The following is an 11,797-nucleotide window of genomic DNA, read 5'->3' on the forward strand; positions in this document are numbered from 1 at the left end:
CGGGCTGCTGAGCAGTCACGGACCCGTTCACTCCCCTCGCCTGAAGGACACCCGCATGACGGCCACATCCGACCTCGGCACGCCCCGGCTCGCCTCCCCCGATCTGCTGCGCTCCACCTTCCGCCGGCACGCCGCCGGTGTGGCGGTGATCACCGCGCGTGGCGCCTCCGGCCCCGTCGGCTTCACCGCCACCTCCCTGACCTCCGTCTCCGCCGAGCCGCCGCTGGTCTCCTTCGGCATCGGCACGGGCGCCTCCAGCTGGCCCGCGATAGCCGAGGCCGAGCACGTGGGCGTGCACATACTCGGCGAGCACCAGAGCGACCTGGCCGCCACCTTCGCCCGCAGCGGTGCCGACCGCTTCGGCGCGCCCACCGCCTGGCGGGACGGCCCGGAAGGCGTGCCGGTCCTGGACGACGTGCTCGCCTGGCTGGTCTGCCGGATCGTCGGGCGGGTGCCCGCCGGTGATCACCGGATCGTGCTCGCCGAGGTGGTTCTCGGCGACTCCTCGGGCGCCGGCCGCCCGCTCCTCTACCACCACGGCCGCTTCAACGGCCTGCGGGATTGATCACGTCCCGGATCGCTCCACCCCCTCCTGCGGAGCCGTCGAGTTCCGGTTACGCTGCGTTGCGAAGGTCACAGTTCAAAGCGCTTGCTTAGCGGGCAGGAACTGGGTGTACTGACGAGTAATATTTCGGTCGGAGCGCGCGGACGCCCCGACCGGGATCGGCCGCTTGAGGCGCCTATGCTGCCTGCAAGAGGCAGCCCGAAATGACGATGCAGTAGGAGAGCCGGCGTGAGCTTGAGGATCGTTGTCACTGTGAAGTACGTGCCCGACGCCACTGGCGACCGGCACTTCGCCGATGACCTGACCGTCGACCGCGACGACGTCGACGGGCTGCTCTCCGAGCTGGACGAGTACGCGGTCGAGCAGGCCCTCCAGATCGCGGAGAACGCGGACGACGCCGAGGTCACCGTCCTGACGGTCGGCCCCGAGGACGCCAAGGACGCGCTCCGCAAGGCCCTCTCCATGGGTGCCGACAAGGCCATCCACGTCGAGGACGACGACCTGCACGGCACCGACGCCATCGGCACCTCCCTGGTGCTGGCCAAGGCAATCGAGAAGGCCGGCTACGACCTGGTCGTCTCCGGCATGGCGTCCACCGACGGAACCATGGGCGTCGTCCCGGCGCTGGTCGCCGAGCGCCTCGGCGTCCCGCAGGTCACCCTGCTGTCCGAGGTCTCCGTCGAGGACGGCGTGGTCAAGGGCCGCCGCGACGGCGACGCGGCCTCGGAGCAGCTGGAGGCCTCGCTCCCGGCGGTCGTCTCCGTGACCGACCAGTCCGGCGAGGCCCGTTACCCGTCCTTCAAGGGCATCATGGCGGCGAAGAAGAAGCCGGTGGAGTCCTGGGACCTGTCCGACCTGGACATCGAGGCCGAGGAGGTCGGCCTGGACGGCGCGTTCACCAAGGTCCAGACCGCGACCGAGCGTCCGGCGCGCACGGCCGGCACCATCGTCAAGGACGAGGGCGAGGGCGGCAAGCAGCTCGCTGAGTTCCTCGCGGGCCAGAAGTTCATCTAAGGGCCCGCCCCCGCTGACCGCCCCTCAACTTCGTTACGCAGGAGAGCAATCCCATGGCTGAAGTCCTCGTCTACGTCGACCACGTGGACGGTGCCGTCCGCAAGCCGACCCTTGAGCTGCTGACCCTGGCCCGCCGCATCGGCGAGCCCGTCGCCGTCGCGCTGGGCAACGGCGCCGCCGACACCGCCGCCACGCTCGCCGAGCACGGCGCGGTGAAGGTCCTCACCCACGACGCGTCCGAGTACGCCGACTACCTGGTCGTGCCGAAGGTGGACGCCCTTCAGGCCGCCCACGAGGCCGTCTCCCCGGCCGCCGTGCTGGTCCCGTCCTCCGCCGAGGGCAAGGAGATCGCCGCCCGTCTGGCGCTGCGCATCGGCTCCGGCATCATCACCGACGCCGTCGACCTGGAGGCCGGCGACGAGGGCCCGGTGGCCACCCAGTCGGTGTTCGCCGCGTCCTTCACCACCAAGTCCCGCGTCATCAAGGGCACCCCGGTCATCACGGTCAAGCCGAACTCGGCCGCCGTCGAGGCCGCCCCGGCCGCCGGCGCCGTCGAGGCCCTGTCCGTGACCTTCTCCGACAAGGCCACCGGCACCAAGATCACCGGCCGCACGCCGCGTGAGTCGACGGGCCGCCCGGAGCTGACCGAGGCCGCGATCGTGGTCTCCGGTGGCCGCGGTGTGAACGGCGCCGAGAACTTCGCGATCATCGAGGCGCTCGCCGACCAGCTCGGCGCGGCCGTCGGTGCCTCGCGTGCCGCCGTCGACGCCGGCTGGTACCCGCACACCAACCAGGTGGGCCAGACCGGCAAGTCGGTCTCGCCGCAGCTGTACATCGCCAACGGCATCTCCGGTGCGATCCAGCACCGCGCCGGCATGCAGACCTCGAAGACCATCGTGGCCGTCAACAAGGACGCCGAGGCCCCGATCTTCGAGCTGGTCGACTTCGGCGTGGTCGGCGACCTGTTCGACGTCGTGCCGCAGCTGACCGACGAGATCAAGACCCGCAAGGGCTGATCCCCCCAGGCGCAGCACGAGGCCCCTGTGACCGGCGCGGTCACAGGGGCCTCGGTGCATCCTGAAGGCGGTACCGGCCATCGTTCGAGAGGGTGTTGACCAGCGGGAACCACCCCGGATAACTTCATTCTACGGATTGTTGATTCCGCAGAGCGGAAATTGGAGGGTGTGGGATGGGTCAGCAGGAGCAGGTGGCGACAAGCCTCGCGGGCACCGTCAGCGAGGAGATCAGCGCCTCCCTCGCGCCGGTCGACGCGGAGCTGGAGCGCCGCTACCCGGGGGACCCCGGCACCCGGCAGCCCGTCCACACCGTGTACGTCCCCGGCGACGCCTTCGCCGCCGGCACCCTCCGTTCCTGGGGCGACCAGGCTCTCGCGGCGCTCGACGAACACGCCCCGGACGCCGCCTCCTTCGCGGCCGTCCTCGGACTGCCGGACGAGCTGGCCGAGCCGGTGTACTCCCGCGTCCGCGCCAAGCTGGAACGCGAGCCCGTCGAGGACCTGCGCGTCGACTTCGAGGACGGCTACGGCCCCCGGCCCGACGCCGAGGAGGACGCGACGGCCGCCCGCGCCGGCCGTCTGATCGCCGAGGCGTACCGCACGGGCACGGCGGCGCCGTACATGGGCATCCGCATGAAGTGCATGGAGGCCGCCGTACGCGACCGGGGCATCCGCACCCTCGACGTCTTCCTCACCGGCCTCATGGAGGCCGGGGGCCTGCCCGACGGCCTGGTCCTCACCCTGCCCAAGGTGACCTACCCCGAGCAGGTCGGCGCCTTCGTGCGGCTCCTGGAGGCCTTCGAGAAGGCACATGGCCTGGACGCCGGCCGCCTCGGCTTCGAGATCCAGATCGAGACCAGCCAGGCGATCCTCGCCACCGACGGCACCGCCACCGTCGCCCGCCTGATCCAGGCCGCCGAGGGCCGCGCCACCGGACTGCACTACGGCACCTTCGACTACAGCGCCTGCCTCGGTGTCTCCGCCGCCCACCAGGCCAGCGACCACCCGGCCGCCGACCACGCCAAGGCGGTCATGCAGGTCGCGGCGGCCGGCACCGGCGTCCGCGTCTCGGACGGCTCCACCAACGTCCTCCCGGTCGGCCCCACCGCCAAGGTCCACGACGCCTGGCGCCTCCACTACGGCCTCACCCGCCGCGCCCTCGCCCGCGCCTACTACCAGGGCTGGGACATGCACCCCGGCCACATCCCCACCCGCTACGCGGCCGTCTTCGCCTTCTACCGCGAGGGCTTCGAGCAGGCGGCGGCCCGCCTCACCCGGTACGCCAACCGGACCGGCGGCGACGTCATGGACGAGCCCGCCACCGCCAAGGCCCTGAGCGGCTACCTCCTGCGCGGCCTGGACTGCGGCGCCCTCGACATCGCCGAGGTCGCCCGCCTCACCGGCCTGACCCGCGCCGACCTGGAGAACTTCGCGGCCCCCCGCCGCGGCGGCCTGACCGCCTCCGGGCAGTAGGGGCATCCGCGTCCGGCCTACCTCTGGTGGTGTGCGCTACCGCGTTCCTATACCCATGAGTCATGACAGAGGGAGAGAGAGGGCCCACACAGGAGGAGAAACCTACCTTTGGCGAGCGTTTCAAAAAGCTGACCGAACGCAATCTGCCCTTGGTCGGGCTGCTCTACGTCAGCAGTGTCGTCACCGCGGTGAGCACTTTCATCACCGCATTCGTGACCGGCGGGCGCTGGTACCAGCAACACTTCCAATGGCAAGCGGGAGAGTACGCGAAGCTCGCCAAGCTGCACGCCGGTTACACCCTGCAGAAATTCGAGGAACAGCTGGGCCGGCCGTCCGTGCAGGTCTCGATCGGCAAGACGGAGTCGGGGGACCTCACGCAGAACACCTTTCAGCCCCGTAAGGAGTACTGGGTCGATGCCGTGACGGACCCCGACAAGCGTGTGGTCGCCTACGCGGTCACGTCCTGCAGCTCCGACTTCAATCCCTCCTTCACCTACTGGGACGGTGAACGGACGAGGACCGTTTCGTTGAACAGGACGCCATTTTCCTCGGTGCTTTCGTCCGTCCTCGACGCGGGTACGGTAAAAGCCTTCTACAGCCCGACCTTCGCCCCGCACTACTATTACGGCATCCGGCCCGGGGATGTCGCCACTGTCAACCGAGCCTACGCCTGGGGGCTGACGAACCTGTGCTCGTGGAAGGCGGTCAAGCCGACGCACGACTCCGCCGCCTGGAGCAAGTGGTTCGACAGCGAGATGCAACGGTTCACCACCGGCGGCTACATCCTTGTGATGCCGGCGAAGAAGGTCGACAAGGTGGGCAGGGACCTCATGTCCGAGTATGCCGTCAACACCTATGCCGAAACGGCTCCGGCCGTCGAATTCGACGTCTATCCCGACCAGATCGGTGTGAACCCCATGCTGATCCCGCCCGGTCTGTCGCAGCTGCCCTGGGCCGGTCCCCCGACGGAATCCACTTCTCGCACCTCGGGGCGAACAGGCCGCAGGCGCCGGGCCGTCCCGGTCAGTCCGCCGGTGGCAGTTCGCCCGAGCCGCGGGTGATCAGGCGGGTCGGCAGTTCGATCCGGCCGGGGGCGAGGAGGGCGCCGTCCAGCCGGCGGAAGAGACGCTCGGCGGCGGTGCGGCCGAGGGCCGCGGCGTCCTGGGCGACGACCGTGACGCCCGGCTGGAGCAGGTCGGCCAGCTCGATGTCGTCGAAGCCGACGAACGAGACCCGGCGCGACTGCTCGGCCAGGACCCGGATCACGGTGACCGTCACCCGGTTGTTGCCGGCGAAGACCGCGGTGACCGGATCGGGTCCGGACAGCATCTCCTCCGCGGCCCGGCGCACCCGCTCCGGGTTCGTCGCCCCGAGGGACATCCAGCGGTCCTCGACGGTTATGCCCGCGTCCTCCATGGCCGCCCGGTAGCCGCGCAGCCGCTCGGCCGCGGTGTGGATGCGGGGCATGTCGCCGATGAACCCGATCCGGCGGTGGCCGTGCGCGATGAGGTGGGCGACGCCGTCGCGGGCACCGCCGTGGTTGTCGGACAGCACCACGTCGGCGTCGATCCGGCCGGCCGGGCGGTCCACGAACACGGTCGCCACGCCGGCCCTGATCTCCGGCTCCAGATAGCGGTGGTCGTCACCGGCCGGGATCACCACGAGCCCGTCGACCCGGCGCGCGCACAGGGCCAGCGCCAGCTCCTGCTCACGCTCGGGGTCCTCGGCGCTGGAGCCGTTGATCAGCAGGGCGCCGTGGGCGCGGGCCACCTCCTCCACCGCCCGGCTGAGCGGGCCGTAGAACGGGTCCGCGAGGTCCTCCAGGACCAGGCCGATGCTCGCCGTACGGCCCTTGCGCAGCACCCGCGCGCTGTCGTTGCGGCGGAAGCCGAGCGCCTCGATCGCCTCCTGCACCCGGCGCTCGGTGTCCGGGGTGACCCCGGGTTCGCCGTTGACCACGCGGGAGACCGTCTTGAGCCCGACTCCGGCGCGCGCCGCCACGTCCTTCATCGTCGGGCGGTTGCCGTACCGGTTCCCGGGAAGGCGGTCTGCGCGGCGGGTGGTCTCGGGCACGATGCTCTGTCCTGTCTCGTACGAGGGAGGTGCGGGTGCGGGGCGCGATGGGCTTGTATGAGGATGTGGCGTCGAGCATAGAGCCTGGACAACGTTGTCAGATGCGAGAGAGACTGTCCACCGCTGTCCCGGCCTGCGCCCCCACCGCTTGACCGGCTTTCCTTCTTCGGTTCTCAAGCTTCAACGGGGAGATCTGACTCTGATGCACACCGACCTCGTGGCGGCCCTGGACATCGGCGGCACCAAGATCGCCGGCGCGCTGGTGGACGGCGACGGACGGATCCTGGCCCGGGCCCAGCGCGCCACGCCCGCCCGGCAGGATGGCGAAACGGTCATGCGGGCCGTGGCGGAGGTGCTCGGCGAACTCGCCGGGTCGCCCCTGTGGGGACGGGCGCGCTCGGTCGGCATCGGCAGCGCCGGTCCCGTGGACGCCTCGGCCGGCACCGTCAGCCCGGTGAACGTGCCGGGCTGGCGGGGCTTCCCGCTGGTCGACCGGGTCCGTGCGGTCACCGGGGGCCTGCCGGTGGAGCTGATCGGCGACGGGGTCGCGATCACCGCGGCCGAGCACTGGCAGGGAGCGGCGCGCGGGCACGACAACGCGCTGTGCATGGTGGTCTCCACGGGCGTCGGCGGCGGCCTGGTCCTGGACGGGCGGCTGCGCCCCGGACCGACCGGGAACGCCGGACACATCGGGCACATCAGCGTCGACCTCGACGGCGATCCCTGCCCGTGCGGTTCCCGCGGCTGTGTGGAGCGCATCGCCAGTGGCCCCAACATCGCCCGCCGGGCGCTGGAACAGGGCTGGCTCCCCGGCCCCGACGGTGACACCTCGGCCGCCGCGGTGGCCGCCGCCGCCCGCGCGGGCGATCCGGTCGCCGTGGCCTCCTTCGAGCGGGCCGCGCAGGCGCTGGCCGCCGGGATCGCGGCCACCGCGACCCTGGTCGAGATCGACATAGCGGTGATCGGCGGGGGTGTCGGCAAGGCGGGTGACGTCCTGTTCACGCCGCTGCGCAAGGCCCTCACCGACTACGCGACCCTGTCCTTCGTGCAGCGGCTCACCGTCGTGCCCGCGCAGACGGGCACCGACGCGGGCCTGGTCGGCGCCGCGGCGGCAGCCCTGGCCCGCACCCCGGGGGTGCCGGCGGCGAGCCACTAGGGGCCGCCCCGGGCGGTCGCGGGGCCGGGGTTGCCCGGCCCCGCCGCAGCGGCGCGGTTCAGCAGACGAGCCGTGCGTTCGCCCAGTCTGCGTGGTCCGAGTCGATGCCGTCGCCGCCGTCGGTGACGACGAGCCGGACCACCTGGGCACCGGTGACGTCGGCGGTGAGCGGCCGGGCCGGCATGGCGTTGGTCAGGACGCCGGTGGACGCGGCCTTCGTGCCGTCCGCCCAGATCTCGAAGGCGACGGTGCCCTTCGTGTCCTTCTCGTCGTCCACGCCGACGTCCGCGGTGACCTTCTCGCAGGCCTTGCCGGTGTAGAAGGCGATGTCGCTGAGCGCGTGGACGCCGAGCCCCTTGGCGTACACCGTGCCGCCGACGGTGAGCGGGTGTCCGTCGCCGGCGGCGTTCTCCCCGTTGCTGCTGTCGCGTTCCACCGGCCCCCAGCCGCTGGTCGCCGACAGCCAGGGCAGGTCGCCGAGGTACGAGGTCCCGCCGGGCGGCGGCACGACGACGGACGCGGTCAGCGGGACCTCGCCGGTGACCGCCGTCCCGGACGGTGAGCGGTAGCGGGTGCGCAGGGTGAGGCCGTAGGAGCCGGTCGGGGTGCCGGCCGGGGCGGTCACCCGCCAGTCGGTGCGCAGCGTGCCGCCGGTGGGGAGGGCGGCTGCCGTGGTCGCCGAGGCGGCCCGTACCGTCCAGCCGGCGGGGCCGGTCAGTGCCACGGACACCTGCTGCGCGGGCGTGCGGCCGAGGTCGGTGACGGTGCTGGTCAGCGTGGTCGGGGCGGCCGCCTCCAGCAGGGGGCTGCTGTCCAGGCCGAGTTCGACGGCGGGCGGCTGGGCGGCCCAGCGCGGGTCGGCCTGGACGCGCAGCAGGACCGTGCCGTGGGCGGGGACGGTGGCGGCGATGGTGCCGGCGGTGTTGTACGTGCGGTGCTGCCACAGGTCGCGCAGGGTGTAGCCGTCGGCGGCGGGCAGGCCGACGGCGCCGGCACCGGTGGCGATCCGCTGTGCGGTGCCGGACTCGTTGAACAGGGCCACCGCGCGGCTGCCGTCCTTCATCTCCTTGGCGACGACCCAGCGTCCGCCCGCGGAGGAGACCACCGTGCCCTGCTTGCCGAGCGGGTCCTGGTCGACGGCGACGACCTCCTTGTTGCCCAGGATGTCGTAAGTGGCCTGGGAGGCCTTGCGCAGGTCGGTGCCGATGAGCAGCGGGGCGGCCATGACCGACCAGAGCGAGAAGTGCGAGCGGTACTCGGTGTCGGTCATGCCGCCGTTGCCGACCTCCAGCATGTCGGGGTCGTTCCAGTGGCCCGGGCCGGCGTTCGGCGCCAGCGGCAGGTTCTGCTTGAGGATCGACAGCATCGAACTCCAGCTGTCGCTGATGTCCCCGGTGGTCCGCCACAGGTGGCCGACGTCGGCGGCCCACTCCCAGGGCTTGTTCTCGCCCCATTCGCAGATGCTGTAGACGATGGGGCGGCCGGTCGCCTTCAGCGCGTCCCGCATGGTGCGGTAGCGCTGCCGGGCGTCCACGCCCTGGTTATTGCAGTTGTCGTACTTCAGGTAGTCGACGCCCCAGTCGGCGAACTGCCGTGCGTCGCTGTACTCGTGGCCCAGGGCGCCCGGGAAGCCGGCGCTGTTGCAGGTCTTGGTGCCGGCGCTGGTGTAGATGCCGAGCTTGAGCCCCTTGGCGTGGACGTAGTCGGCGACCGCCTTGATCCCGTTGGGGAAGCGCGCGGGGTCGGGCACCAGTCTGCCGTCGGCGTCGCGGTTCGGCAGGGCCCAGCAGTCGTCCAGGTTGACGTACTGGTAGCCCGCGTCCTTCAGGCCCTTCTGGACGAAGAGGTCCGCGATGCCCTTGACCATGGACTCGTTGAACTCGGCACGGCAGTGCGTGGAGTTCCAGTTGTTGAAGCCCATCGGCGGGGTGAGGGCGAGCCCGTCGGCCAGGGCGGGGGAGGCCGGTACCGCCGGGGTTGCGGCGGGGGCCGCCGACGCGGGGGTGGCGAGGCCCGCCGCGCACAGCAGCCCCGCGGTGAGCGCCGCGGCCAGTCCTCGGGGTGTGGTGCGGGTGTGAGGGTGACGCATCGTTGACGTTCCTCCGACTCGCGAAACCAGGATGACGGCATGTACGCGTCATCGGTGCGCGTTTACGGTAGGACGTGTCGGAGTGTGTTGGAAGAGGGGTGCGCAGATCGAATTCGACCGTTCGGAAGTGTTCGTTCGGGCTGCGGCCGGGTCGGACGAGGCGCGGGTGGCGCCGGGCTGCCCGGACCCTGTCCGCCGGCCGATCACCGGGCCACGGGGTGTGGCGCAGCCGGCCGGGCCGGAAACGCGGTGTCCCGCGTGACTCCCGGCCCTCCGCGCAGTTGTTCAGCGCATGAAGAAGCGCAGCATGCTCGCCATCGCCACCCTCGCCGCCGGATTCGTCGTGGCCGCCGTCACCCCGTCCCACGCGGCGGACGAGCGTCCCCGCGGCGACCTCAACGTCTCGGACACCCTCGACTCGGCCGGCCACCTCGTCGCCCAGGACAGCCTGGACGTCGACCACGGCACCCCCGGACACGAGTAACCCCCGAGGCGCACGGTGTGCGTGCCGGTGTCCCCGCCGCAGGGGCGCCGGCACTGCCGTGTGCGCACGCACAGGCACCCTCAACGGCGGGGGGTTTCCGTGGCAGGGTGGAGCGGGCAAGCCTCAGGGGGCCAACACAAGAGGGGGAGTCCGTGACCGTCGTCTGGATCAACGGCGCGTTCGGTGCGGGGAAGACCACCACCGCACGTGAACTGATCGAACTGATCCCGAACAGCGTGCTCTTCGACCCCGAGGTCGTCGGCGGGGCGCTCACGCACCTGCTGCCGCCCAAGCGCCTCGCCGAGGCCGGCGACTTCCAGGACCTGCCGATCTGGCGCCGGCTGGTGGTCGACACCGCCGCCGCGATGCTCGCCGAGCTGGGCGGCACCCTGGTGGTGCCCATGACCCTGCTCCGTCAGGAGTACCGCGACGAGATCTTCGGCGGCCTCGCCGCCCGCCGGATCACCGTGCACCATCTGCTGCTCGCCCCGGCCGAAACGATCCTGCGCGAGCGGATAGCCGGGCGGGAGATCCCGCCCGACCTGCCCGACGGCGAGATGCGCGTACAGCAGTGGTCGTACGACCACATAGAGCCCTACCGTGCCGCCCTCGCCTCCTGGCTCACCGCGGACGCCCACCCGGTCGACACCAGCGCGCTCACCCCGTACGAGACCGCCGTCCGCATCGCCGACGCCGTCGCCGGCGGTGCCGTACCCGCCTGCGACATCGTGCAGACCCCGGAGCCGACCGCCGAGACGCTCGCCGCCGGGGTGCTGCTCTTCGACGAGCAGGACCGTGTGCTGCTGGTCGACCCCACCTACAAGCCCGGCTGGGAGTTCCCCGGCGGCGTGGTCGAGCGGGGCGAGGCGCCGGCCCGCGCCGGGATGCGCGAGGTCGCCGAGGAGACCGGGATACGGCTGCGGGAGGTGCCCCGGCTGCTCGTCGTGGACTGGGAGCGGCCCGCCCCGCCCGGGTTCGGCGGGCTGCGGCTGCTGTTCGACGGCGGCCGGCTGGAGTCCGGCGAGGCGTCCCGGGTGCTGCTGCCCGGACCGGAGCTGCGCGGCTGGCGGTTCGCCACGGAACAGGAGGCCGCCGCGATGCTGCCACCGGTCCGCTACGAACGCCTGCGCTGGGCCCTGCGCGCCCGGGAGCGGGGCTCCGCGCTCTACCTGGAGGCGGGCGTCCCGGTCGGCTGACCCGGCGCCCCGGCGATCGCGCGGAGCGCGGCGGCGGCGCCGCCCAGCACCGGGTCGCCGTGGCCGAAGCAGGCCACCTCCGCGCCGAGGTCCGCCAACCGGCCCACGGACGCGAGGAGTTGCCGCCCGTCCAGGTTGAACACGCCCGGTATCGGGACGCCGTCGACCGACGCCACCGTGTCCCCGGTGAACAGCACGCCCTCGGCGGGCAGGAACAGCGCGATGCTGCCGTCCGTGTGCCCGGGGACGTGGACCACGCGGGCGCCCCCGCCGAAACCGAGTACGTCCCCGTCCGTCACCTCGGTGACCGAGGACGGCGGCAGCGGCGGTCCCTCGGGCAGCTGCCGGGCCGCCTCCGCGTGGATCGGCAGCTCCCACTCCTCGAACCGCGGCGGCGGACCGGGCCGTTCACCGCGGACGAACGGTGCGTCCAGGGAGTGCGCGAGCACCTCGGCCCCGCTCAGTGCGGCGAACTCGCCCGCGGCGCCCACGTGGTCCTCGTGGAAGTGGGTCAGCACCACACGTCGTACGTCCTGCGGGACGCGGCCCAGCGCGGTGATCGCGTCGGCGATCGCCCGGCCGCAGCCGATCGTGCCCGCGTCGATCAGGGTCAGCTCTGCGTCGTCGCTCCAGAGGTAGGCCTGGCCGACCGGGAAGCGCAACAGGTGCAGGCGGGGCAGCAGTCCGATGACATCCATGCGCCGACCGTAGGCAGGGCCCCCGTCCGGGGAC

Annotated in this window: 11 protein-coding genes; 8 read left to right on the forward strand and 3 right to left on the reverse strand. The window is 72.1% G+C overall.

Annotated elements, in window-relative coordinates:
* The first annotated feature begins 55 nt into the window (after positions 1–55).
* The 5 genes from IG05_RS0107365 to IG05_RS0107385 all read left to right on the forward strand — a co-directional run bounded on the left by IG05_RS0107365 (position 56) and on the right by IG05_RS0107385 (position 5,128).
* Positions 56–565, forward strand: a complete 510-nt coding sequence (locus IG05_RS0107365) for a flavin reductase family protein (protein ID WP_030340268.1) — start codon at positions 56–58, stop codon at positions 563–565.
* Between the two features lie 228 nt (positions 566–793).
* Complete coding sequence (locus tag IG05_RS0107370; RefSeq protein ID WP_030340270.1) at positions 794–1,579, forward strand: electron transfer flavoprotein subunit beta/FixA family protein; 786 nt, start codon at positions 794–796, stop codon at positions 1,577–1,579.
* Between the two features lie 53 nt (positions 1,580–1,632).
* Positions 1,633–2,595: an electron transfer flavoprotein subunit alpha/FixB family protein gene (locus tag IG05_RS0107375; RefSeq protein WP_030340272.1), complete on the forward strand. Its 963-nt coding sequence runs from the start codon at positions 1,633–1,635 to the stop codon at positions 2,593–2,595.
* 173 nt (positions 2,596–2,768) lie between these two features.
* A complete protein-coding gene (locus tag IG05_RS0107380; RefSeq protein WP_030340274.1) occupies positions 2,769–4,067 on the forward strand; it encodes a DUF6986 family protein in 1,299 nt (432 codons plus the stop codon).
* A 62-nt stretch (positions 4,068–4,129) separates the two neighbouring features.
* Positions 4,130–5,128: an ETEC_3214 domain-containing protein gene (locus IG05_RS0107385; RefSeq protein WP_030340276.1), complete on the forward strand. Its 999-nt coding sequence runs from the start codon at positions 4,130–4,132 to the stop codon at positions 5,126–5,128.
* Here the strand turns inward: IG05_RS0107385 and IG05_RS0107390 are convergent.
* Positions 5,091–6,140: a LacI family DNA-binding transcriptional regulator gene (locus IG05_RS0107390; RefSeq protein WP_030340277.1), complete on the reverse strand. Its 1,050-nt coding sequence runs from the start codon at positions 6,138–6,140 to the stop codon at positions 5,091–5,093. The genes IG05_RS0107385 and IG05_RS0107390 overlap by 38 nt on opposite strands.
* A 202-nt stretch (positions 6,141–6,342) precedes the next feature.
* On the opposite strand from IG05_RS0107390, the gene IG05_RS0107395 reads away from it, so the two are divergent.
* Positions 6,343–7,296 (forward strand): ROK family protein, encoded by a 954-nt coding sequence (locus tag IG05_RS0107395; RefSeq protein WP_030340279.1) that lies wholly within the window; start codon positions 6,343–6,345, stop codon positions 7,294–7,296.
* 58 nt (positions 7,297–7,354) lie between these two features.
* Here IG05_RS0107395 and IG05_RS0107400 read toward each other — a convergent pair whose 3' ends face one another.
* Entirely contained in the window at positions 7,355–9,385 is a 2,031-nt protein-coding gene (locus IG05_RS0107400) for an NPCBM/NEW2 domain-containing protein (RefSeq protein ID WP_030340281.1), read from the reverse strand.
* 292 nt (positions 9,386–9,677) lie between these two features.
* Here IG05_RS0107400 and IG05_RS0107405 point away from each other — a divergent pair, with 292 nt between their 5' ends.
* Together IG05_RS0107405 and IG05_RS0107410 are read left to right on the forward strand one after the other, a co-directional pair.
* Positions 9,678–9,869, forward strand: coding sequence for a hypothetical protein (locus IG05_RS0107405; RefSeq protein ID WP_030340282.1), 192 nt, complete (start codon positions 9,678–9,680; stop codon positions 9,867–9,869).
* A gap of 152 nt (positions 9,870–10,021) precedes the next feature.
* Positions 10,022–11,065, forward strand: a complete 1,044-nt coding sequence (locus tag IG05_RS0107410) for an NUDIX hydrolase (protein ID WP_030340283.1) — start codon at positions 10,022–10,024, stop codon at positions 11,063–11,065.
* On the opposite strand, the gene IG05_RS0107415 is transcribed toward IG05_RS0107410, so the two are convergent.
* Complete coding sequence (locus tag IG05_RS0107415; protein WP_030340285.1) at positions 11,035–11,763, reverse strand: MBL fold metallo-hydrolase; 729 nt, start codon at positions 11,761–11,763, stop codon at positions 11,035–11,037. The two genes, IG05_RS0107410 and IG05_RS0107415, sit on opposite strands and share 31 nt — an antisense overlap.
* Positions 11,764–11,797 lie beyond the last annotated feature (34 nt).

Origin of the sequence: Streptomyces sp. NRRL S-1022, from assembly GCF_000720135.1 — a bacterium.
GTDB lineage: Bacteria > Actinomycetota > Actinomycetes > Streptomycetales > Streptomycetaceae > Streptomyces.